This window comes from Algoriphagus antarcticus (assembly GCF_002150685.1).
Classification (GTDB): domain Bacteria; phylum Bacteroidota; class Bacteroidia; order Cytophagales; family Cyclobacteriaceae; genus Algoriphagus; species Algoriphagus antarcticus.
Genome location: NZ_MSSW01000072.1, coordinates 1 through 23,489, shown reverse-complemented (window position 1 = coordinate 23,489; position 23,489 = coordinate 1). Strand labels below are relative to the sequence as shown.

Genomic DNA, 23,489 nt, shown 5'->3' with positions numbered 1-23,489 from the left:
CCATCGCGCCCTAAACACAAATAAGTTTACTAATTGAAGAACTATCCTGATTAACAGATTTACTAATGCCAGATGTAAAAATCAGAGCTGAAGTTAAATTAGAATAAGTGTTGAGGTTTAGGCTTAAAGAAAACAACAGAAAGGTCGATAATGCCCTTAAACCAGCTTTCCTAATTCTATCTGGTGAGATAGAAAAATTCAGGAAGTTGTACCCAAAATCGATTGGGACATGGAAAAAGACACCATCAGTAAGATTACGAACCGAGAATTTTTCTTGAAATTGATTTAGAGAAATTGTGGTTTACTCCCAAGCCTTCGGGTAAATCCATAAACCTAAACCTCCACTCAGTAACCTTCCCCTCCGCCTTTACGCTGCCTCTCTTTCTAAAGCCAAATAGTGCGTAATCACTTGATTGGAATCGATCAGCGGGATAATGGTGATTTGACACTCATACGCCGAGCCGTTTTTCTTATAGTTGGTGATCGTTTCAGAAACCCGACCGCCACTGCTCAGCGTTTCGCGAATCCTGCCTTTTATCACTTCTGAGGTATTAGGTCCCTGTAGGAATGCTGGTTTCTTCCCGATAGCGTAATCAGGAGCATATCCAGTCATAGACTGAAATCCATCATTTACCCATAGGATAGTCTGCTCCAAATCGGTCAATACGAGCGTCTGATAACTGATTGACAGTTCTTTTACAAAATCTACTTCCCAATTATTCAAAACAGCTATGTCTTTGAGTACCTCAAGATCCGCAGACCTTTTGCTTAACACATTAAAAATTGGATTGGAAATATCCCAACTCATAAGTGGGCTACACCTACCCTTCAATTCAATTTTACTTCTCATAAAAACCTACTTCTTGGGACGAAACCCTCGTCTTATTATCCAATTGATTAAGTATAACATGTAAACTGATTATTTGTTAAAAGAAATAAAGCGTTAGCTGAAAATAATTTGTAGGAGTCTGTCACTTAAGGGAAAAGAATCATGTCACTCCTACTTACCATCTCAAAAAAACCTCAGGAGATGATCCTGAGGTCTCTGATTGGTTTGAAAATAGTTTGATTATCCACACTGCTGCAAGAAGCCTTATTTCTTTGTTCAAAAAGGTTGCCTGCCTTGAGGATAGCAAAGAAAGACCCCTGCCCGTCCAACAGGTGGGAACCACCGTTTAAGTACAGAATCCAACTTATCCCAGTTTATCCAATCCTATAAATTAACTCTGGAATCGGAGCTCTAGCTTCTCTTTGTTGGCTAGCCCCCCAAGGTAGATAAGTGCTGCCTCCTACTACCTATTAAAAATACTTTTGAAATCTACCGCATCCGTTCCTTCGAATAAAAACCAGAGGGATTTTTCCCCACCGATAAGGTCTTAACCAGCGAACCGTCTCTTTTGTAAATGCGGACTTCACCATTGCCTATACCACCTTTCGTGTCCGCGAGATAGAATTCTTCTCCTGAGACATCATAGCCTAGGCCATTGAGGTTAGTTCCTTCTATAAACTGGACTGAGGTTAGTGGGGATCGACCGTTAAAATTGACGATATGCACTTCATCCTTTTCGCCCGATACCCCCGAACTTGTGATCAGCGCAAATTCAAAACTACTGAGTACAGCAAAGCTCTTGGTGGCATTTGGCAGATCATAATCCCTATAAGAATCAATGACAAAGCTGGGATATAAGGTCGTAAGCAGTCCAATCACATCCTGATCAAATGTATAGAAGTTGGCTCCCAAGCCTGCCACGAAGACTCCTCCCACCATGGTAGTTGGAGACTGATCATAGGATAATCCAATATCTTCAGATCCTACATTGACAAACTGTAATTTGCCGGCCTTTTGACTGGCTACGACTAGGGTTAGATCCGTGGATAAGTGTATTTCAGGCAGCACCGCAACCGGGATCTTGCTCACCACCTGCCCACCATCTAGCCCATTGATGACTGCGACATAGGCTTGAGAGCTGGTGGAGTTTCCATTTTCTGGACCGAAATCCGCTATATATAGCTTCTCACCCTCCACTGCTACAGAGCTTGGCCGGTCCAAACCATCGGCTACAGTTCCCCGAGAGGTGAAGTCACTGGCATTGACGATTTCCACTTTGCCTGTACTGGATACGAGGTAGATTCGATCGCCTACCTGCAGGATATCGACCAGTATTCCATCAAATGGACGCCCATTTGCCGTTTCAAAAAGATTTGGGGTTAACACATCCAGGTCTGGGTTGTAGTGGAACACCTCCCCATCATTGGCTCCCACAGTTCCTTCGTTTAGGATTAATATTCCTTCTGAATAGTTACTTGGTGGCAATTCCGGAGCGGGATCTTCCCTACAGGAAAAAAGTAAGGCTGTAGATAGTAAAGCGAGGATTGAATTTTGAACTAATGCTTTCATAATAGTGGCGATGAAAAGGTTTGCGGAAAAAATATTAGATACCTGATAAGTTAAAAAATTTATGATTTAAATAGAAGTAAAATACGATAATCCACCACCCAGTAAATAACCTTACTTATTTGATTTTCAGTACCGTAGATGCCTATTGGCCGACAGGCGAGTGTGACCGAATAAGTCTATATTTATCCAGATGGCTCAGGAGAACACTTTTTGGTCCAAATGGGGACAGATGGAATAGATGGTAGAATAACGATTGCTTCTCTTTGCTACCAATGACCAAATCCCTATCCAATTGCAATTCAAAAAATATAATCAACTATTAGCTAGCTAATTCTTTCTCACCATTTCAATATGCTCAATCCCATCCTCATCATAGACCTCACCGTCAGAAACAAAACCCAAAGAGTCATAAAAACCCAGTGCATAAGTTTGAGCACCTATCCGAATGTCTCCAGACCCGAAAAGTTTCTGACAATATTCAATGGATAACTCCATCACTACTCTACCCAGTCCTTTTCCCCGCACGGAAGGTGAAGAGACTACTCTTCCAATGGACATTTCCTGATAGGACAAACCAGCAGGAACTAACCTACTATAGCCTACCAGTTGATCCTCTGAATACAAAAGCAGATGGTGACATTGCTGATCCTTATCGTCTTGATCCAGAAATACACAGTTCTGCTCCACCACGAATACCTCGCTTCTCAGCTTTAGCAAGTCATACAATTCGTTTACAGTGAGTTCGTGGAAAGCTTTGACGGTAGGTGTGTAATTCATTAAAAATGCGTTTGAAGATTAAGTTGATTTTATAGTGGGTTTAAAAATCAAATATTACTAGCATTTCTTGGTTGTCCAAATAGCATTATGAATTGTTGCATGATCGGAATACATAATACATCGGCCTGTGACTGCCTCCAAAATGCAGGTCCCAACAGACCTGAATATCCATCCAAATTAAAATCAATTGAGATCTACTCGTTTTGGCGGCATACCAATTCTCGATTGGCATCCCCTACGCCAAAACACTATGTTTTGATAATTCTTCATACCAGGTTCTGCTATTCGTGTAATTTCCTAGTCTAAACGCTGCTTATTTTCTAGCAAAGCCGCTTTCAATTTATCATAGGAAAGATCTTGCACGCTAGTGGAATTATCAATGGCTAGTGAAGCTGCGATGGCTGCCGATTGTCCTAGCACCATGAACACAGGCTCCATTCGAATAGACCCAAAAGCGATGTGAGAAGCGCTCAGGCATACAGGAACAAGCAAATTAGTAGCTTCTTCCTTCTTAGGCACTATTGATCGATAGCTAATAGGATAAGGTCCATCCACGTGTGCTTCTACATTTCCTTCATTTTGAACATAACCATTATGGTCCACATACCTCTGGATATGGTGTGAGTCCATACCATAGGCAGCTAATCCAACTGCATCTTCTACCACTTCAATCCCTTCACTATTACGCTGGGTCATCACAAAATCACTGACCATTCTTCTCGCTTCACGGATATAGAGTTGGTTTTGCCATCCGTCTTCACGCTCAAATTCATCCTTACTAGTACCCCACTGCGAGTATACCGCTCTGACTTTCTCCGGAATTCGAGGATGATTTGCAAGCGCCCACATTAATCCCTGCTGGTAGGTACGATGTGCTTCAACGATCTTTTCACGTTCATCATAACTAGCTTCTGGATAATCATGATTTTGCCCAATAAAATCAGTGGAAAAACCTAGCCTGTTATTCGTATCTGTTTTACGATTTGGCATAGAAGAATTGATCCAGGGCAATTGGGTTTCTCCTGCTTCATAATTCCTAAATAAAAGTTCATAGTTAATCTCCTTGTATTCTTCAGGCTTTTTAAAGGGAATTCTATTGTCTGGGTGATCTGTAAGACACATTCGGAAGCAATATGCCTGAACTTTATTATCCCCAGAACCATCAATCCCTGGTCCTCCTTGAATAATGTATGGGAGTAGTCCACTGGAAGGATTTCCTTGTTCAATGTAAGGATCCACACCGGGGACAAAATTATGGTTTAAGGCATTGTGAGAAGGCTTATTTTTCAAGCTTACACTGTAATAATTTGCCTGCACACCATTCAGTGATTCCTTGTATTGAGCATTACTTTCTCTACCAACTGTGTAGCTAACGCCGGCAATAGCCATCAGGTCCCCCTCATAAGTAGCATCCATAAACATCTTGCCGGAAAAAGTTTTTCCACTTTCCATCGTAATGGATTGAATTTGACCACCTGATTTCTTGATTCCCTCATCAGATCGCAGTAGCCGTTCGCCATAAATGATTTGAACCTTCTCTCCTTTTAACATGTGATGATACACTTTCAAAGCTGCTGAAGGCTCAAAAGTCCACATCGCATCCTCCCCTTCTTTGGTTCTGGATTGGCCGCTATCAATATACTCGTCTCTTTTTTGCCAATTCCAATTGCCTGGCTGCTCATAATAAGCTTTGATCTGTTGGTAAAACTCCCTGGAAATCCCTCCAATCGCCTGCTTATTGCCAATATCAGTTTGGCCCAGTCCTCCGGTAGTGAGCCCCCCGATTCTATTCGACGGTTCAATAAGGATTACAGATTTATCCATTCGTGAAGCCTGAATAGCGGCAGCTACACCTGCTGAAGTTCCTCCATAAATGACTATGTCATAGGTTTGACTATATGCATTTGGAGAAAATATTCCAGTGATGAACAGGCTCAAGAGAAGTAATATATTTTTCATTTTATTCTTATTAATTAAAATTGGTACAGATTCCTATCTAAATGAAAAGCAAGTCTTGATTTGGGAGAATCACTGTTTTGACTTTCACTCGGTAGAAATATTGTGACTGGGTATAATCAAGAGGATTCTGAAATTTGACGTTTCTCTAGAATCCCTTTAATTTCAAACCCATATTACTACTAAAAGACCTTTATAAGAAATGAAAATTCTTTTAGTGCTGAAAAATATCATAGTAAGGCCTAACCATTTTTTGAAATTTCACTGCGCGGGCGAGGCAGTCTCTCTCGTTTTACCTATTTGGATTACTTCGTGCCTCAAAATGACGACTCCTAAAAACACCAAAGCAAAAACAAACCATTTTTTAGAACGTCACACCAGGACGTAGGACGAACAAATCAGTCTGGCCACTACTCCAATCAAATGTAGCAGGTCCAGTATTGGTTGCGATTTAAAAGTATTCTGCTATAAAATTAAAAAATCTCATCCTTTCAGGGTGAGATTTTTTTTTGACACTGGTCCTAAAGTATTTATTTTGTCTCTAGTTCTTTAACTTTTTGGTTGACTAATAACTCCCATTCTTTTTCAGTTCTTTTGACTAATACCTGCAATTCATAATCTCCAAGTGCTAATTTTTACATCGGGAGGTTGTTACATCCCATTTTCATTAATTACTCTTCAGCATCTTCTAAAGCTGCAATGTTGTTATCCGTATAGTATTTGTCACGATATGCTTGAAACTCCTCTTCCAAGGTAGACACTAGATTGAGATTGCTATCTACATTCTGCCACATTTCAGGTAATCTCTTCTCCAAAAGACCCACACCTAGATTGATGTTATCCGCCTCTATCTTGGATATTTTTTTCAAAACAGATAGCTGACTGTTCCTCAAATCTTCAAATTCCCTTAGAATTTTATCCATCATTTCTACTTTTTCTAATTTATCCATGGTTTGGTTTTTTATGTTTATAGATTCTATCAACGCATAGAATATACAATAGTTATTAGTTACAGCGAAATCCATCTAGCTGACTTGATGAAAACTAATAGTGCCAGTCTAAGCAAATTTCCCTCCTTATTGACCTGCGCTACTCCCTGAAAGGGAACTGATTTATTCAAATTCCACCATTCCGGAATCATTGCCTAAATTGAATCTCCCGTAAATTCACCTCTATGAAAAATCAACCCGAAGTATGGCTAAGAGGACCGATAGATGGCTTTCCTGCAGAATTACAAGCAGTGGTTCACGCGATTCTACAAGCTCAGGAAGAAATCCATCAATTAATGCAAGATTTCCCTTCAGATTTACTTTGGGAAAAACCTGCGGGAATGGCCAGCCCTGCTTTCCATCTACAGCATATAGTAGGAGTACTTGATCGTATGGGTGCTTACGCCAAAGCTGAATCATTAACCTCTATTCAATTTGACTATTTGAAAAAGGAAGGAATAGTAAATGAGGAGCTGAGCACAGAAGGTCTAGTGGATCGGTTAGATCATCAGATTGGTGAATTTTTGAATCTCATTTCCAAGATTGATCCAAGCACTCTTTTAGATTTCCGAGGCGTGGGCAGAGCTCAGTTGCCTTCTACCGTGGGAGGATTATTATTTCATGCGGCCGAGCATACCCAGCGACATTTCGGTCAGTTGCTGGTTACAGTGAGGGTTTTGCAGAAAGAATTGAATAGCTGAAAAAATTTACCACTCAAACTTTATCGAGGTTTTGTCGACAAAACTTTTGACCATTCCATCCTTTATCTCAATCGATATATTTTATACGCTATAAAAAGTGATCTAAATTTCTTTTTAAGGCATCACGATTAAATTGTGTGAAAATCTCTATTTAATTATACGCTTTTCTGACAGTTGTGTAATACAGCACATGGCCTCGGCTTAGATCGGCATGCCAACTAGTAGTTGCTCGGCCACCGGTTTAAGATTATGTCAAGTGGGAGGGAAAAAGTGCCGCTGCGCCGCACCATTTCCCTCCCCGTCAAGAACCACTATCTCCGGACACCGAGCAGTTCTACTGACCAAGTCGAAGTATGCCGAGGTGCTAATGAAATTTAATTTTGCTAGTGGCACGATTCCGCATAAAAATTATCTCTGTCAACTCTTTTGAATTATACACCTAGCATTCAGCTAGTTAATCTATTTTTTTCACATGCATCAGCATGAATTATCTCGTTTTTCCACATCTATGCTATAAAAACGCCTATAATTTGTAGCATTTCAAGTAAGCCATACGTTTGAGAAATAACTAAACCACAGCCATTTTGAACAAAACCATTTCTGTGGTTCTTCCCAATTTTAATGGAAAGAACCTCTTAGAAAGCTTTTTGCCATTCACCATCATGGCATTAAATCAGGCGAATTGTGCCTATGAAATAATCGTCGTGGATGATGTTTCTCAAGACAATTCCATACTCTTTTTGGAGGAGAATTACCCGGAAATTATACAGATTAAGAATACACAAAATAAGGGTTTTTCCTTTTCCTGTAATCAGGGAATTCTTGCAGCAAAAAATGAGTTGGTCTTATTGCTGAATTCAGATGTGAAGCTATCAGTCGATTATTTGGAAAAGTTGATCCCCTATTTTGATGACGTTGATACATTTGGGGTGATGGGTCAGATCTTGGATAAATCAGGAGAAAAAATAGAAGTCGCAGCCAAGGTGCCAAGATTCAAATGTTTAAAGTTAAAATCTGATAAGCAAGTACATCCCAAAAGTCTCTTTTCCTCTAAAATTCCCACCACATTCCTCTCTGGTGCCAATTGCCTGATAGACCGTGAAAAATTATTGGACTTGGAAGGATTTGATGAGATCTACTCACCCTTCTATACCGAAGATTTGGATCTCAGCATGAGAGCGTGGAAACTAGGCTGGAAATGCTACTATGAGCATCAGGCTACCTGTATCCATTTGGGTTCACATACCACTAAAAGCCATTTCCAAAAAACTAAAATCAAAGAGATTTATTTCAGAAACAGAATGCTGTTCCATGCTATTCATTTAAATCGCAAAGACATAAGGCGCTGGCAATTTCAACTCTTCTTCCTTGAGGTAATTCCAAAATTACTTTTGGGACAATTCTGGATTTTGAGATCCTATATTGGACTTCTGGATCATAAACGTCAAATCCAAAAGTCGAGAAGAAAAATCAGGAAGCTGATGATGAGGAAAAGGGGAAAGAAAAGCATCGCCGATGTGACAAATGAAATTCATTTCCTGTTGGAAAACAAAGAGTTAAATATTTTATAAATCGACTATGCAGATCTATTGGCGATTACTTTCATTTGCGAAGCCCATCCAGAAATACGCAATTCCCTATGTGATATTAACAATTTTGGCAGTGGTATTCAACACGCTGAATCTTGCCTTACTTGCGCCCTTACTCAGTACCTTGTTTAAAGAGCAAAGCGCTGAAGTAATTAAGCCTGAATCCTGGATGGATATCATGGATTACTTCAACTATTACGTTTATCAGATTCAGAGCCAATGGGGAGCATATGAAGCTCTTAAATGGGTTTGTCTATTTATTTTTCTTTCTGTATTACTGAGCAACACCTTTCGATATGTATCTCAACGGGTCATGGAAAACCTCAGAATATATACCCTACTCAATCTTCGAAAATCAGTATTTAATCATGTGATGGATCTGCATGTGGGCTACTTCAATGAGCAAAGGAAAGGAAATATCATTGCCAAAATCACCTCTGATGTGCAAGTAGTCCAGTATTCTGTGACTAGTACACTTCAGGTGCTTTTTAAAGAACCGTTCCAGTTGATTGCGTATTTATTTATACTTTTTGCCATCTCTTACAAGCTGACCTTGTTTGCAATATTGGTGATTCCAGTTTCAGCTTTTGTGATTTCCAGAATTGTTAAAAAGTTAAAAGCTCAAGCCACCGAAGCCCAGGAAAGATTTGGTTTGATGGTGAGTTATCTGGATGAGGCTTTATCAGGAATCAAAATTATCAAAGCATTTAATGCCACCAATCGGATCAAAGACAAATTCCATGAAGAGAATGTGAAATTCTCCGAGCTTGGAAGAAAAATGTCATATAGACAGCAATTGGGATCTCCTGTATCCGAACTGCTGGGTGTGGTCATGGTTATCATCATCGTATTGTATGGAGGTTCGCTGGTGATCAGTAATCAATCCGAGCTTAGTGCTTCGGCTTTTATCACTTACATCGCCATTTTCTCTCAGATCATGCGTCCTGCAAAAGCCATTACCGAGTCATTTAGTACTATTCATTCTGGAATTGCAGCAGGTGAGCGAGTACTGGAATTAATTGATGAGAAAACCATGGTTCAGGATCAAAAGGACCCTTTCGTACTTAAAAAACTCGATAAAGGAATTGCGCTTCATGATGTGAGTTTTTCCTATGGTCACGAGAAAATCCTTAAGAATGTATCGATGGTCATCCCAAGAGGGTTTACAGTTGCTTTGGTAGGTCCATCTGGAGGAGGCAAATCCACCTTGATGGACCTGATTCCTAGATTTATTGATCCACAAGAAGGAAGTATTTTATTTGATGGCATTGATATCAAAGATGTGTCAAGTGACTCCTTGCGCTCCATGATCGGAATAGTGGACCAGGAATCAATCCTTTTCCATGATAGTATCGCTAATAATATAGCTTTTGGAAATCCCGCTGCGAGTGAGCAGCAAATTATGCAAGCGGCTAAGATTGCCAATGCCCACGAATTTATTTTACAAACGACAAAAGGTTATGAATCTAATATTGGGGATAGAGGAACCAAACTTTCCGGAGGTCAAAAGCAGCGACTTTGTATAGCACGAGCGGTACTGAAAAATCCTCCCATTCTATTATTGGATGAGGCCACTTCTGCTTTGGATACAGAATCAGAATTTTTGGTTCAGGATGCCTTGAATAAACTGATGCAAAACCGAACCACCCTAGTCATTGCCCATCGCTTGAGCACCATTCAAAATGCAGATTTGATTCTGGTCTTGGATAAGGGGAAAATCATTGAACAAGGGACTCACTTCGAGCTTTTGGTGCAAGAAGGGCTTTATAGCAAACTAATAGACAAACAGCAATTCTCTCAGGCATGAACACATCAAACCTACCTTTGATCTCCATTGCCATGTGTACCTACAATGGCGAAAATTATCTTCGAAAGCAATTGGATAGCTTGGTCAATCAATCCTATCCGGAGATTGAGATATCGATCTTTGACGATTGTTCCAGTGATCTCACAGTGTCAATCATACAAGAATATACAGCTCAATTCCCCCATATAAGACTGCATCAGAATAGTATCAATCTTGGATACCAAAAGAACTTTGAGGCCAATTTTCAGTCATGCATTGGAGAACTAATTGCTCCCTGTGATCAAGATGATATTTGGGCCTTGGATAAGGTGGAGAAGCTATATGAAATTCTGGATGTGCATATTCTAGTATATCATGATTCGGAACTGATAGACGAAAATGATCAAAGCATGAAATTGAGTATTGGAACCAGGCTCAATTTTGTGAGGGGAAAAAATCCAATAAGCTTTCTCTTTTTCAACTGTGTCTCAGGTCATAGTATGCTTTTCCGTAGAAAACTGCTTCAGCATATTTTCCCATTTCCAAAAAAAGGGTTTTATGACCATTGGATTGTTTTTGTGGCTTCGCATTATGGGAGCATAGATTTCACTACTCAATGTCTGGTCAAATACCGACAGCATCAGCAAAACCTGACAGATATTTTGGGAGCAAAACGAAAGGAAACAAAACTGCAGACCACTATTTCTAGAATTCAGAGGGAAAATGATTGGTTGGAAATCTGCGCGGAGTATGAAAACCAGCATCAGGGAAAAGGATTTACCAACGATCTATTTGCACAGGGCAAAAACCGGGATGCCAACTATTTCAATTTCCGATTTGGATATACGATATGGAAATATCAAGAAGAGTTACTCCACATTCCCAAGCAGAAACCGAAGAGAAGGTTGGGGTTTGCGATCAGACAAATCTGGGGCGTAAAGACTAAAACCATTTTTAAATAGGCCAATGAAAGTATCTATAATCATACCTAGCTATAACTACGCTTCCTACCTTCCTGAGTGCTTGGGTTCTATCATAGCACAGACTTGGCAGGACTGGGAAGTCTGGATTATAGATGATGGTTCTACGGATAAGACCAAGATGGTAGCCCAGAAGTTTCTCAATATGGATGCTCGGATAAAGTACCAGTTCCAAAAAAACAGAGGGCTATCCAATGCGAGAAACACAGGATTAAAACTTAGCAACGGAGATTTAATACAGTTTTTGGATGCTGATGATTTGATCAGTGAAGATAAGTTATCCTTGCAAGTTGCTCATATGGAGCAGAACCCTGACTTATCTATTTCTTACTGCCAGACTTGGTATTTCCAGCATGGCGATCCTGATCAGCTATATCACGATCTGGTCATGCAAAATAGCTCTAAACATCCTATTTTGGATGGAATGGGATTCGACATTCTTCAGGTCTTAGTAAAGGGAAATTTCACTGCTGTTTCTAGTCCTCTTATTCGAAGGTCTATTATTCAGGAAAACATAGCATTTCCAGAGTCTGTAGAGAATTCTGAAGATTGGTATTTCTGGCTGAAAGCTGCACTTAATGGATATCACTTTCAATACCTCGCTAATCCCCTTGCCGCTGCTAAAGTCCGTGTTCATGGAGATAGCATGAGCCAGCAAAAGTTACTCATGTACTACGGAGAGCTTACACTCCGAAATTGGCTCAAAAGCAAGTTGCAGGAGGTGAAACTTAATCCTAAGGAAAAAGCGCAGCTTTTAAGTTTGAATCAGGTTCAGGAAGAGAAATTATATGAACATACTATGCTAGTGGGGCCGCTTTGGGATGTAGGTCATTTGAAAAAAATGTATCAGCTTGGTGATTTCCTGAGATTCATCAAATACCATAAAAAAGCCCGAATTCATCAAGGGGCGAATCTTTAAACCAACTATAAGTCTATACCAACTACCATGAAAAACTATAGCCAAATTCCTTTTGTGTCAGTGATTATACCTTGTTTCAATCATGAGTCTTTTTTGGAAGATGCTGTGATTTCAGTTTTAAAATCTACCTACCAAGAATCCGAAATCATTATTATGGATGATGGTTCAAGTGATGGTTCATTCCTAAAAGCCAAAGAATTAGCCGAAGTATATCCAGATAGAATTAAGGTGTTTTCACAAGAAAATGCCGGACCTTCAGTAGCAAGAAATCATGCAATTGACCTAGCGAGAGGGAAATATATTTTGCCTTTGGATGCAGATGACAAAATTGGTAGAAAATACCTTGAGGAGGGAATTCGAATTTTGGAATCGGATAGAGAGATCAAGTTGGTGTATTGTGAAGCAGAAAAATTCGGATTAAAAACTGGACATTGGAAGCTCAGACCATTTTGTCCTGAATCTCTTGCCAAAGATAATATGATCTTCGTTTCAGCCATGTTTAGAAAAGAAGATTGGGCCGCTGCAGGTGGGTTTGACGAGCGCTTGAAATGGGGTTGGGAAGATTGGGAGTTTTGGATCAGTATGCTGAAAAATGGAGGCAAAGTTCAAAAGTTGTCTTGCATTGGTTTTTACTATAGAATCCATAGCATTTCGCGCCGTAAATCTGTAACAAAACAGACAAAGAAAATGACCCTTGATTTGCTTAACGAAAAACATGCAGTTTTTCTAAAAAAATATTTAGATGGTCCAATCAGAAACCCAAGAAGTTGGTCCAAGACAATCAATAGAGTTCTACCCTACTTTTCACTTTTATCCAATTACCGTTTGAGAGATAATATTCATTCTTTAATCTTTGATAAGAAGTGATAGTTGATTAGAAGTCAAAAAGGAAAAAAGTTAGTCGTACTAAACAAAAAACCGGAAGAAAATATCGCTTCCGGTTTAAACTCAATTTAAGATCAATTTTTTTCTACACGATTTCAGAGATTCGAAATTGGATCCATTACCTATCTATCGTGTTCCATGCTTTGAAGGATTTTTCATATCCAATTCCTAATCTGTATTCTTAAAAAAAACCAAATAACAAAGACTTTCAGGTTGCCTAAATTCTCAATCCAATTATTGAAGAGCACTTTGGGAACTGAAAGCTTTACTGCTTTTTTATAATGTGATTATACGGAATCTTGCCAGTAGAAAATCTATAGAATCGAAAATCCATAGGCACATTGAATTCTGGTTTACTCCGATCTTCGGTCATCGGTCTTCCAACCCATTGACCAAAGAGAATTCACTCACTGGCAGAAAAGCTTACATACAGATTTATGATTATTCTTTTCGTTCCAGGAGGTGTATTACTTCCAATTGACCTCGGCAAGCTCGGTCACCGGAGTTTTCTTTCTCCCTGTCACACTAGTCATAATTTGTTCCGGACATCGAGCAGTTGTGCTGAGCTAGTCGAAGTATGCCGAGGTGATTAGGAAATTAAATTTGGCTGGTGGCAGAATTCCCTATTCTCACAAACAGAATACATTTAAATTTTTAACCTCCATGCATCACGCCATTCTTAAACTACTATTCCCATGACCATCTCCACACTATTATTTTTTCGGTAACCCCATTCCGCAAAGAATACTATAATTTGTAAATCCTTCTACAAATAGAAGGTAATCTCGATAAACCTATTAATTTTCTCCTAATGCAGCAGATGCGTATTTCCCAAAAACTTCTTCTTTTCTATACTGTTTCACTGGCTATTTTTTCCAGTTGCACGCCTGAAAAGTCTCCCTTTGATGTATCACCTTCAGATTCCTTGGATCCAAAACGGATGGAAGCGCCCTACCCTGCCATCAGTATTCCCGAAGATGCAGACATGGAATCTCCTGTTTGGAAAGGTATAGATCTTACTCCTCATCCGCCAGTGGTTCCTGTCTCTGCCAATGAGCAATTGAAATCTTTTGTCCTGCAGCCAGGCTATAAGCTAGAACCGATTCTTTCCGAACCTCAGATCAGAGAACCTGCAGCCATCCAGTTTGACGGAAATGGGCGAATGTACGTCCTGGAACTAAGAACTTACATGCAGGACATCGATGCCAATGGAGAGTTGATGCCTACTTCCAGGATTTCAAGGTGGGAAGACACCGACAACGATGGCGTGTATGAAACGAGTGTGATTTTTTTGGATAGCCTGGTATTTCCTCGTTATGTGGTTCCCTTTGGAAAAAACACCATTTTATCCATGGAATCAAATGAGGACAATGTCTATAAATACACTGATACAGATAATGACGGGAAAGCTGACAAGAAAGAGCTCTTTGCCTCGGGACTGGGAAGGTCTGGCAACGTGGAGCATCAGACAAGTTTCCTGACTTGGACCATGGACAACTGGATGTACAGCACCTACAATTCCCGAAGAATCCGCTGGACGCCTGACGGCGTGATCCAAGAACCAACCGGAAACCCGTACGGTCAGTGGGGTGTGACTCAAGACAATTATGGACAGACATGGTTTCAGGACGGTGCTGGTGGCATACCGCAAAACTTTCAGTTCCCGTTAGTTTATGGCAATTTTGGTGTAAAAGAACAGCTCAAAGAAGGATTCAGAGAGCCTTTTAGCTTAGTAAAGCTAGCTGACTTCCAACCTGGAATGCGAGAGAGCAAACCTGACAATTCTCTGAACAATGTCACTGGTTCTGCTGGAAATGATGTTTTCCGAGGAGATAGACTTCCCAAAGAACTCCAAAATCAATACTTCTACGGAGAGCCTGTTGGTCGAATCGTCCGCCAAGTCAGCGTAGAAAAATCCGAAGGACTTTCATACATCCAAAATCCGTATAGAGAAGCCCAGTCTGAATTTATCCAATCTACGGATCCGCTTTTCCGGCCGGTGGATATCGCAACGGCACCCGATGGCACCATGTATATCGTGGATATGTATCGCGGGATTATTCAGCAGGGAAATTGGACTCAGGACGGCAGCTACCTGCGTACCAAAATCCAACAATATCAAATGGATGATATCGCAGGCAATGGCCGAATCTGGAGATTGACCTATGAGGGAATGGAAAGAAATACCGAGAAACCAAGAATGTATGAGGAGACTTCTGCGGAGCTCGTCCGTCATCTAAGCAATCCAAATGGCTGGTGGCGTGATCAGGCTCAGCAACTCATTATCTTAAATCAGGATAAATCTGTGGTGAAAGAGTTGGAAAAGCTGGTAAACACGTCGGAAAATGAACTGGCTAGAATACATGCGCTTTGGACTTTGGAAGGATTGAATTCTCTGAATCTTTCTATGGTCAGAAAGTTGATGAAAGATTCCAGTCCTCAGATGCGGATTCAAGCATTGAGAGCAAGCGAAAGTTTGTACAAGTATGGTGAGAAAAGCTTGGCAAAAGAGTACAGAGAAATGCTCAATGATTCCTCTAAAGATGTTGCGCTACAAGCTTTACTCAGTGCTTATGTGCTACATATTGACCAAGTGGAAGAGTTGATTAAATCCACGCTAAAAGAAAACAAAGCAGAGGGAACTCAAGTGGTTGGAACGCAGCTTTTGGAGCGCATGGCAAAAGCGAAAGAACTTGCAGCTACCCAGTTTGCTCCACAGGAATTAGCCTTGTTTACCAAAGGAAAAAGCATTTTTGATAGCTACTGTTCTACTTGTCATGGTGAAAAAGGTTTGGGCACTCCCGTTGGCGGAGGCGAGCTGATTGCCCCTGCATTCTCAGGTTCTCCACGACTGATGGGTCATCCGGAATATGCAGTAAAAACACTTCTGCATGGTATGACAGGGGCTATAGACGGGAAAGAATACGAAGGAGTAATGATAGCAATGGACAGCAATGACGATGAGTGGATTGCATCGGTTGTATCTTATATACGTAATGAGTTTGGAAATTCAGGAAGCTTCGTAAGTCCTGAATTCGTGGCTGAACTAAGAAAGGAAACGACAAGCAAAGAAAGTACCTATGATTTTGACGAACTTATCTCTGAAATTCCTAAAGCGATTACCATTCAGGATAATTGGAAAATCACTGCCAGCAGTACGGCTTTGCAGGGCGTAGGGTCTACGAAGGATCCTTCGTATGCTTTTAGCTTCAAAGGATGGAAAACAGAAACTGCCCAAGCGCCTGGAATGTGGTTCCAAGTAGAGCTTCCGAAAGAAAGAAACTTATCAGAAATACAGTTTAACTCTGGTGAAAAAGAGTTTCCTGAAAAATACAAAGTGTCACTTTCTACAGATGGAAAAAGCTGGAAAGAAGTTGCCAGTGGATCAGGCGAGAAAGGAATGAATACTATTCAGTGGAAATCTGGTGAAAATGCAAGATTCCTAAGAATTGAAGGCACTGAAAAAGGCGATGAACCTTGGGCTATGAAGCAGTTGACGCTTTATGCAAGGTAAGTTTATCTACTTGACCTAGTTCGAAAAAAGACGATGGGTTGATAGCTCATCGTTTTTTTTGTAACATATTTTACCACAGAGGGACACAAAGGTTTTCGCTGAGAAGGCAATTATCTCAGAATTCCGTGGGTTACATATTGAGCTTTTTTTCAGAGATATTAATGTAGAGTTTTCTGTCAGGCTGAGAAGATGCCATCCTTAGGACAAAAAGTCGAAGCCTTAAGTCGGTTGCTGTCATCTAGCTCATTAACTCATTTTCCATGGATTCTTGATATGTAACCCAAAGACTAAATGAAACCAGCATTTCCCGATAAATTCAGAAATCTAGAAGGAATAAATCAGGAGGTGGAATTCAGTCGACTGGCGCTTTCCAGGTTGTAAATACATCCTTTATAGAATTACCAATTCCCATCGTATCCCGATTGAGGATCGCAACCCCAAGAACTAAAATTCCAGCGGCAACATTTAACCCTTTTTGGATATCTTTTAAGGTCTTTATTGTACCCTTAATATCTTTTGTAATGGTATTAATTTTCCCCAAAGAATCCGCTACTTCGTCCATTACTAAAGTAGTCGAATACGCCAAAATATCCTCACCACATTTAATAACGGCGTATTGTGTATCACTGAGATCTTTTCTTTGTTCTGGTGTAAGTCTATCCCAGTTTGCAACCCTAAAGTCTGCTAATGCTATTGCCAAATTGTAAAAGTTGTCAGACAATTGATTTGCTTGGTCTGAAGTCAGATTTGCCATAGTTTTTAGTCATTAAGTTTGTTGAACTCAGAGATCAGCTCGTTCACATTGTTGGAGTAACTCAGCAGGAAGCCCGTGAGATCTTTTACTGAAAGTTTTTTGCGATTGTCATACAATACCTGATGCCCCTTTGCAATCTCATCTAAACTCTTCGATAAAACCTCCAATTCAATTTCCTTGCGCTGTATTGCTTCCAAGGCTTGATAATAGTCTGCAGCTGCTTTGACTTTTTCATACTCCGAAATCAAAGTACCATTCATCTTTATATCCACATAGAGGTTATAAAGGCGTTCTCGTTTAAACCTCAATTCACCTTTCAGATTTGTACCAATAATCACCCTAAACTTTTCTAATAGAACTTGAATAGGTTCGTTTGCCTGCTCGATGTAGGAGGTTATTTTCTTTCGTCTGTAAAAGTCAGTGGAAGCTCTCAGCAACGTATTGGAAAGGCTGGAAAATGCATTTACTGTTCGCTCCTCAATCTTCAGCGGCCCTAATTCGTCCGCACTTAACGCACTCACCACAGCATCGCTGCGGTAGTTGGTTAGCTCATTATTCGAAAGATTGTTTAGCCCTTCAAAATACCCTTCAATAGAATTGTAGATTACCTGAGTGACGCTGTCTGCTTCCTGATAAAGGGCACAGGAACAATCCTGAGTACGATTGATCTCATAATTTCGTATCGCTTCATCAGTGCATCTGTCTAGACAGTGTTTTACAAATGAGTAATCAATCCGCTCAAAATTCTTGACGCTCTCCGTGGATGCAGAAGAAAAATCACCAACTGTTTTCAGATTGACACAACTACAAAACACTATTGGAAGTGCTAAGAGAGTTACAATTAATGTCTTTTTAGGCTTGTATTTTTTCATTTGAAACCTTAATAAAAATGGTCATTTAGATTCACTTTGTAATCCATTTAAAAACTGATAGTGCCTTTAGGCTTAATAAGATACAAATAAGAATTAAAAATGTGCCTAAGAACAATTCTCAGCTACCACAAAAAAATCATAATGAGTATCCGCAGTCCAGCACGTCACCAAATTTAATACTGATTTGCTTCCTAAAATCCCTCCCGATATTCGGGACAGGCTCTTACCCCCTTTGAGAAAGGGGGAATTTGATCCGATTTAGAATCAAGATTTTGCTTTTTTCCGGAACGTGCAACAAAGCGAACACTCATGAAAAACATTATGGTTATCCGAAATCTTGCCAGTAGAAAATTTATAGGATCAAAAATTCAAAGACACCTTGAATTCTGGATTACTCCGGTCTTAGGTCATCGGTCTTCCAACCCATTGACCAAAGAGAATTCGCTTACTGGCAGAAAAGCGTACATACATAAAAAACATTTATGAATTGGTTCTTCAAAAACGGAGATAAAATCGGGCTGTATTTTTACCTGAAAGTCAAAAAACATGCAAAGGCTTTCAGACCCTTAAACCTAAACAATTGCGCACTCTGCGTAAAACGCCCTGCCCACCGTGGTTGATATACTTTGAAAAAAATCCAGTCCCGTATCTCGAATGAAAATGTCAGGACTGGATAAAAGGCTATCTTCCCTACTTTCTGTAATTCCCCTGTCTTTCCACCATCCAACCTGGGTATAGCATAGGAAGTGGACTTACCGCATCTATTTTGCTCAAATCAACTTCCGTCAAAAGGAGTTGAGTGGACTCGATATTAAGGTTCAGTTGCTCAAGGGTTTTCGCACCAATAATTGTACTGGTAATTCCTTTCTGCTGACGTACCCAAGCCAAAGCAACCTGCGCAATACTCGCATCATGATTTTTTGCCAAGTTCCCCATCACATCCACTAAGTCGTAAGCTTTTTCCTTATCAATAGGCGGGAAATCAAATTTGGCTCTTCTGGAATCGGCGTCCTCTCCTTCTCTGGTAAATTTTCCTGTCAAAAAGCCTCCTGCAAGCGGACTCCAAGGGAAAATCGCCAAATCGTGATCTTCAGCCATAGGCACCAACTCATGCTCAATATCTCGGCTCACTGCGGAATAATAATATTGCAAACCAATGAAATTGTGCCATCCCCTGTAGTGTGCAATTGCCTGAGCTTTGGCCACCATCCATGCTGGCCAATTACAAATAGCGATGTACCTGACTTTGCCAGATTCCACGATATCATTTAGCGAGCGGACTATCTCTTCCAGGGATGTCAAAGGATCAACTCCATGAACGTATAAAATATCCACATAATCCATTTGAAGTCTTTTCAAACTGGCTTCCACAGAATTGAAAACATTGTATCTGGAAAGTCCGGCGCTGTTTGGCTTGTCCTTCATCTTCGCCAAAAGCTTGGTCGCGATCACCACTTCATCTCGAGGCACAGACAAATCCAATAGTCCTTGGCCAAGCAACTGTTCAGATTGTCCAAAGGAATAAACATTTGCCGTATCAATAAAATTGATTCCTGATTCTATCACAGCACCTAGCATTTCATTCACTTCTTTTTGCTGAAGTTTGCCGATTTTAGCCCACATATCTTCTTCCTGCCCGCCAAAAGTCATAGTACCAAAGCATAGTTCGGAGACCATCAAGCCAGTCTTACCAATAGGATTGTACTTCATAATTAAAATAGGTTTACTAATGGTTATTGATTTGAGAGTAAAACTAAGGCTATTTAAAAACAGTTGTGCGAAGCCAGCATTATTTTACAAAAGGCCTTTAGATCGATCTCAATAGAAACATTTTTACTTTTAGCTCCTTACCTTTATGCTAAAATACCAAAAATGAATTTTAGACTTGCTCTCCTTTTCTGCTGACTTATCTCTCAAGTTACTTTTTCCAATACGCTGGAGACTGAGGTTTTAAATAGCTCACTTGTAATACCTCTTGGTGGAAATGCTTTTCAAACTCAGGGATCGAGGAAAGAGAAAATTGATACGGATGGAATTACGACTTGGGAAAATGCGGATTCAGAATTTTCAGTTTTTATAAAATCTGTTTCAGATGCAAGCATACTTCTGGAGCTATATATTTTTTCACAAGAAAGCAACAGCACAATCAGCATCGAGGTAAATGGCCAAAATCGTATCGTAAACCTTTCAGCGGGGAAATCAGGAATCGTAGCTGTGGGTGATCTGAAGCTAATAAAAGGCTACAATGAGATCAAATTGAGTGGGGTTGAGAAGTTTGGTGATGACTTTGCCAAAATCAAAAATATTCAAATTAATTCTGAAGGCGAATTGGTGCTAGATTTTGTCAAAGACAATATCGATAATCGCTATTATTGGGGACGAAGAGGGCCATCAGTTCACTTAAGTTATACCCTGCCAGAGGATAAAAACTTCAAGTGGTTCTATAATGAAGTGACAGTTCCCGAAGGATCTGATCCTATAGGCTCCTACTTTATGGCTAATGGTTTTGGAGAAGGATATTTTGGCATCCAAGTGAATTCGGACACTGAAAGAAGAATACTTTTCTCTGTTTGGAGTCCTTTTAAAACAGACAATCCAGGAGAAATTCCTGATGCGGAAAAAATTTTAGTGCTCAAAAAGGGTGAGGATGTGTACACAGGAGAATTTGGTAACGAAGGTTCGGGTGGCCAAAGCTTTCTTAAATATCCATGGAAAGCTGGCTCGACCTACAGCTTTCTCAATTCTGTGGCCCCAGACGGAAAGGGAAATACCATTTATACTGCCTATTTCTTGGATCCGGAAGTAGGAGAATGGACACTGATCGCAAGTTTTCTAAGACCAAAGACAAATACCTGGTATAAAAGACCTCATTCCTTTTTGGAAAACTTCGTTCCAGAATCAGGTTATATGGAACGCTCCGCCAACTATGGCAATCAATGGGCAGCTGATGCTAGTGGCAACTGGCATGAACTGACCAAAGCGAAATTTACTGGAGATGACATTGCAAAACGAGGCTACAGAAAAGACTTTGAAGGCGGAGAAGAAGCTGGGCAATTCTACCTGAGGAATGGTGGTTTTTTCAATGGAATTATTGAGCTGAATAGCATGCATCAGCGTAAATCAAATGGAGTCTCTCCGAATGTGAACTTCGATAAATTACCCTAATCACTCTATGTTTTCAACTAAGTAAATCTCGGTCACCTTTCACAATTTCAGTTTTACCCACATCTTATTTAACAATGAATTTAACACTTCAATCAGCCGAACTTACAGTTGAAATCAATCCAATAGGAATGGAGCTTAGCTCCATTAAGTCTAAATCCACAGGTCTTGAATATATTTGGCAGGGAGATCCAGCTGTTTGGAATAGTCAGGCTCCAGTTCTATTTCCTATAATTGGAGCTCTAAAAAATGGCTACTCTCTCATAAATGGCAACAAGTATGAAATGCCAAAACATGGATTGGTTCGTAATTCCCACAAGCCACGGCTCATTGAGCAAACAGATACTTCTCTTACCTTTCGATTGACTTGGGACGAAGAGTCTTTAAAAAACTATCCTTTCAAATTCCAATTGGATATGATTTTCACCCTTGTTGGCAAAACTCTAACGATAGAGCACCATGTTTCCAATTTGAGTGAAGAAACCATGCTCTATTCACTTGGAGGACATCCAGCGTTCAATTGTCCTTTGCGAGATGGTGAGGTTTATGAAGACTATTTACTAGAATTCGCGCAGAAAGAAACTGATTCCACCTGGATAGTGGAGGATACTGGGCTGATAGGATTGAATCAAAGATTAATGCTAGACAACACCGCTATTCTTCCGCTTCACACCCATTTGTTCGACAATGATGCGCTGATTTTCAAGCAACTTAAATCACGAGAAGTGACTTTTAAACATAAAGATCGAGGCGCGATACTTTCAGTCAATTTTGAGGATTTCGACTATCTTGGTATTTGGGCAAAACCGGGAGCTCCTTTCGTTTGTATTGAGCCTTGGCTGGGCATTGGAGATAGTTCTGATTCCAATCATCACTTCGAGGAGAAAGATGGAATTCTGAAACTAGAAGCTAAGGAAAGTGAGGCAAAAAAATATTCTATCACCATTTTAAAATAATAGAGTACTTATGTCTAAAGTAGAAAAGAGGCTGTCCCTAATCATGAGACAGCCTCTTTTCACTTTATACAAATTTCCCTATTTAGCCCATTCGATATAATCCCGATTGACCTGCCCGTCCATGATACTTTCATTGGAATAAATAATGATTCTATACTTGAAAGTAGCCGATTCACCTTTTGCCAGTTTGAAGTTAAGTTCATCCTTGCCATTACTAAGTGCTTTTTGACCCAATGGGTTGGCGGCAAATAATCCATAGCCACGTGCATGCCAGTAAGTTGGATAGCCGGGATTCGACGGAAAATCAAGGATAGCTACGGAGATATCCTCATTGTTGATCTTTCCGCTCAGACTAACCCAAGATCCTCTGGTACCCCAAACATCATTGCCCTCAACACCTTCACTGCTCTTGTACATTCCTGTGATTCCTTCATTATTCATCGTCGGCACATCAGTAGCTTTTCCTGAAGCATCTGTGAAGATCTCAGGTTTGTCGGATGGGTGCTCCAACTGTCTCGCCGTGCGAAGACCAAGCATTCCTTCCTTATTGTCAGTCAGCTTCACTTCACCATTTGGAGCTGTAAGCGTCGCAATTCTATCTATGGTTCTTTGATCGTCTTTTCCTCGGAAAATAAACGTAGTATTCTCCGTCAAAAGAACTTCCCCTGTGCTATTCATCCAATCCAAACTCACTTCCAATACACCTTCCTCATTTCCACTTTTTATTGACTTGATGGATTTGTGCACGATGTGACCGTAGTTTGTTTTGTCTTCGATCGCGGATGAATTGTTCCAAAAATCAAGACCATTTACATCACCATAGTTGAACCAAAGTCCCAAATGATGCGGATGATCAACCCGCTCTCCTGGTCTAGGCGTTACCGGCCAACCTCTTGTAATTGCCGTTTCATTTGCAGTATTGATTGGATATAGAACTGGCTTCTCTAGAGAATCTGGATAGATATAGGAAGTGAAAAACTTACCGTCTATGATCACATCCACTTTCTTCGCGGCATCATCGCGAACCAGTTCTATTCTATCTTTCATGTCCTCGGATTCTTGGTCAGTTTCAGTATTTTTTTCTGTACCTCCACAAGCAAAGCTCATTGCTGATAAAGCAACTACCGCTGTGTATTTAAAGAGTTTTTGTTTATGATTTGTCATTGGAAAATTTCTGAATTTAAGGTTAGTAGTTAGGTAATAAGATGATAGTAATTTAAATATTCTATATGTACGCTTTTCTGCCGGCAG

Annotated in this window: 18 protein-coding genes; 9 read left to right on the top strand and 9 right to left on the bottom strand. The window is 40.2% G+C overall.

Annotated features, from left to right (window positions below):
* Nucleotides 1–367 precede the first annotated feature (367 nt).
* The 5 genes from BVH04_RS20885 to BVH04_RS20865 all read right to left on the bottom strand — a co-directional run bounded on the left by BVH04_RS20885 (nucleotide 368) and on the right by BVH04_RS20865 (nucleotide 6,081).
* Nucleotides 368–850 carry a PAS domain-containing protein gene (locus tag BVH04_RS20885; protein WP_086543404.1) on the bottom strand — a complete coding sequence of 161 codons (483 nt, stop codon included), beginning with the start codon at nucleotides 848–850 and terminating at the stop codon, nucleotides 368–370.
* 468 nt (nucleotides 851–1,318) lie between these two features.
* Nucleotides 1,319–2,398, bottom strand: a complete 1,080-nt coding sequence (locus BVH04_RS20880) for a hypothetical protein (RefSeq protein WP_086543403.1) — start codon at nucleotides 2,396–2,398, stop codon at nucleotides 1,319–1,321.
* Nucleotides 2,399–2,725: 327 nt separating this feature from the next.
* Nucleotides 2,726–3,175, bottom strand: coding sequence for a GNAT family N-acetyltransferase (locus tag BVH04_RS20875; RefSeq protein ID WP_086543402.1), 450 nt, complete (start codon nucleotides 3,173–3,175; stop codon nucleotides 2,726–2,728).
* Between the two features lie 297 nt (nucleotides 3,176–3,472).
* Nucleotides 3,473–5,134, bottom strand: coding sequence for an FAD-dependent oxidoreductase (locus BVH04_RS20870; protein ID WP_086543401.1), 1,662 nt, complete (start codon nucleotides 5,132–5,134; stop codon nucleotides 3,473–3,475).
* A gap of 668 nt (nucleotides 5,135–5,802) precedes the next feature.
* Nucleotides 5,803–6,081: a hypothetical protein gene (locus BVH04_RS20865; protein WP_086543427.1), complete on the bottom strand. Its 279-nt coding sequence runs from the start codon at nucleotides 6,079–6,081 to the stop codon at nucleotides 5,803–5,805.
* A 224-nt stretch (nucleotides 6,082–6,305) separates the two neighbouring features.
* Here BVH04_RS20865 and BVH04_RS20860 point away from each other — a divergent pair, with 224 nt between their 5' ends.
* The 7 genes from BVH04_RS20860 to BVH04_RS20830 all read left to right on the top strand — a co-directional run bounded on the left by BVH04_RS20860 (nucleotide 6,306) and on the right by BVH04_RS20830 (nucleotide 16,494).
* Complete coding sequence (locus tag BVH04_RS20860) at nucleotides 6,306–6,821, top strand: DinB family protein (protein ID WP_086543400.1); 516 nt, start codon at nucleotides 6,306–6,308, stop codon at nucleotides 6,819–6,821.
* A gap of 584 nt (nucleotides 6,822–7,405) precedes the next feature.
* A complete protein-coding gene (locus tag BVH04_RS20855) occupies nucleotides 7,406–8,392 on the top strand; it encodes a glycosyltransferase family 2 protein (RefSeq protein ID WP_240511003.1) in 987 nt (328 codons plus the stop codon).
* A gap of 7 nt (nucleotides 8,393–8,399) precedes the next feature.
* Entirely contained in the window at nucleotides 8,400–10,217 is a 1,818-nt protein-coding gene (locus tag BVH04_RS20850; protein ID WP_086543398.1) for an ABC transporter ATP-binding protein, read from the top strand.
* Nucleotides 10,214–11,158: a glycosyltransferase gene (locus BVH04_RS20845; protein ID WP_086543397.1), complete on the top strand. Its 945-nt coding sequence runs from the start codon at nucleotides 10,214–10,216 to the stop codon at nucleotides 11,156–11,158. Before BVH04_RS20850 ends, BVH04_RS20845 begins: the two co-directional genes overlap by 4 nt.
* Before the next feature lie 4 nt (nucleotides 11,159–11,162).
* Nucleotides 11,163–12,095, top strand: coding sequence for a glycosyltransferase family 2 protein (locus tag BVH04_RS20840; RefSeq protein WP_086543396.1), 933 nt, complete (start codon nucleotides 11,163–11,165; stop codon nucleotides 12,093–12,095).
* A gap of 27 nt (nucleotides 12,096–12,122) precedes the next feature.
* Nucleotides 12,123–12,962 (top strand): glycosyltransferase family A protein, encoded by an 840-nt coding sequence (locus BVH04_RS20835; RefSeq protein ID WP_086543395.1) that lies wholly within the window; start codon nucleotides 12,123–12,125, stop codon nucleotides 12,960–12,962.
* An 829-nt stretch (nucleotides 12,963–13,791) separates the two neighbouring features.
* Nucleotides 13,792–16,494: a DUF7133 domain-containing protein gene (locus BVH04_RS20830; protein WP_240511002.1), complete on the top strand. Its 2,703-nt coding sequence runs from the start codon at nucleotides 13,792–13,794 to the stop codon at nucleotides 16,492–16,494.
* A gap of 352 nt (nucleotides 16,495–16,846) precedes the next feature.
* Here the strand turns inward: BVH04_RS20830 and BVH04_RS20825 are convergent, their stop codons facing one another.
* The 3 genes from BVH04_RS20825 to BVH04_RS20815 form a co-directional block, all read right to left on the bottom strand.
* The gene (locus tag BVH04_RS20825) at nucleotides 16,847–17,248 is read right to left on the bottom strand and encodes a hypothetical protein (RefSeq protein WP_086543394.1); all 402 of its coding nucleotides are present in this window, start codon (nucleotides 17,246–17,248) and stop codon (nucleotides 16,847–16,849) included.
* 5 nt (nucleotides 17,249–17,253) lie between these two features.
* A complete protein-coding gene (locus tag BVH04_RS20820) occupies nucleotides 17,254–18,120 on the bottom strand; it encodes a hypothetical protein (protein ID WP_086543393.1) in 867 nt (288 codons plus the stop codon).
* A 690-nt stretch (nucleotides 18,121–18,810) separates the two neighbouring features.
* The gene (locus BVH04_RS20815) at nucleotides 18,811–19,830 is read right to left on the bottom strand and encodes an aldo/keto reductase (RefSeq protein WP_086543392.1); all 1,020 of its coding nucleotides are present in this window, start codon (nucleotides 19,828–19,830) and stop codon (nucleotides 18,811–18,813) included.
* A 198-nt stretch (nucleotides 19,831–20,028) separates the two neighbouring features.
* On the opposite strand from BVH04_RS20815, the gene BVH04_RS20810 reads away from it, so the two are divergent.
* Nucleotides 20,029–21,285, top strand: a complete 1,257-nt coding sequence (locus BVH04_RS20810; RefSeq protein WP_086543391.1) for a DUF3472 domain-containing protein — start codon at nucleotides 20,029–20,031, stop codon at nucleotides 21,283–21,285.
* Between the two features lie 74 nt (nucleotides 21,286–21,359).
* Nucleotides 21,360–22,238, top strand: a complete 879-nt coding sequence (locus tag BVH04_RS20805; protein WP_086543390.1) for an aldose 1-epimerase family protein — start codon at nucleotides 21,360–21,362, stop codon at nucleotides 22,236–22,238.
* A 78-nt stretch (nucleotides 22,239–22,316) separates the two neighbouring features.
* On the opposite strand, the gene BVH04_RS20800 is transcribed toward BVH04_RS20805, so the two are convergent.
* Nucleotides 22,317–23,489 (bottom strand): DUF6807 domain-containing protein (locus BVH04_RS20800; RefSeq protein ID WP_317045515.1); only part of this gene is annotated, 1,173 nt, incomplete at its 5' end.

Excerpts from the sequence above, each read along its gene's own strand:
- BVH04_RS20885 (WP_086543404.1), bottom strand. The coding sequence starts at position 850 with ATGAGAAGTAAAATTGAATTGAAGGGTAGGTGTAGCCCACTTATGAGT.
- BVH04_RS20880 (WP_086543403.1), bottom strand. The coding sequence starts at position 2,398 with ATGAAAGCATTAGTTCAAAATTCAATCCTCGCTTTACTATCTACAGCC.
- BVH04_RS20875 (WP_086543402.1), bottom strand. The coding sequence starts at position 3,175 with ATGAATTACACACCTACCGTCAAAGCTTTCCACGAACTCACTGTAAAC.
- BVH04_RS20870 (WP_086543401.1), bottom strand. The coding sequence starts at position 5,134 with ATGAAAAATATATTACTTCTCTTGAGCCTGTTCATCACTGGAATATTT.
- BVH04_RS20865 (WP_086543427.1), bottom strand. The coding sequence starts at position 6,081 with ATGGATAAATTAGAAAAAGTAGAAATGATGGATAAAATTCTAAGGGAA.
- BVH04_RS20860 (WP_086543400.1), top strand. The coding sequence starts at position 6,306 with ATGAAAAATCAACCCGAAGTATGGCTAAGAGGACCGATAGATGGCTTT.
- BVH04_RS20850 (WP_086543398.1), top strand. The coding sequence starts at position 8,400 with ATGCAGATCTATTGGCGATTACTTTCATTTGCGAAGCCCATCCAGAAA.
- BVH04_RS20845 (WP_086543397.1), top strand. The coding sequence starts at position 10,214 with ATGAACACATCAAACCTACCTTTGATCTCCATTGCCATGTGTACCTAC.
- BVH04_RS20840 (WP_086543396.1), top strand. The coding sequence starts at position 11,163 with ATGAAAGTATCTATAATCATACCTAGCTATAACTACGCTTCCTACCTT.
- BVH04_RS20835 (WP_086543395.1), top strand. The coding sequence starts at position 12,123 with ATGAAAAACTATAGCCAAATTCCTTTTGTGTCAGTGATTATACCTTGT.
- BVH04_RS20830 (WP_240511002.1), top strand. The coding sequence starts at position 13,792 with ATGCAGCAGATGCGTATTTCCCAAAAACTTCTTCTTTTCTATACTGTT.
- BVH04_RS20825 (WP_086543394.1), bottom strand. The coding sequence starts at position 17,248 with ATGGCAAATCTGACTTCAGACCAAGCAAATCAATTGTCTGACAACTTT.
- BVH04_RS20820 (WP_086543393.1), bottom strand. The coding sequence starts at position 18,120 with ATGAAAAAATACAAGCCTAAAAAGACATTAATTGTAACTCTCTTAGCA.
- BVH04_RS20815 (WP_086543392.1), bottom strand. The coding sequence starts at position 19,830 with ATGAAGTACAATCCTATTGGTAAGACTGGCTTGATGGTCTCCGAACTA.
- BVH04_RS20805 (WP_086543390.1), top strand. The coding sequence starts at position 21,360 with ATGAATTTAACACTTCAATCAGCCGAACTTACAGTTGAAATCAATCCA.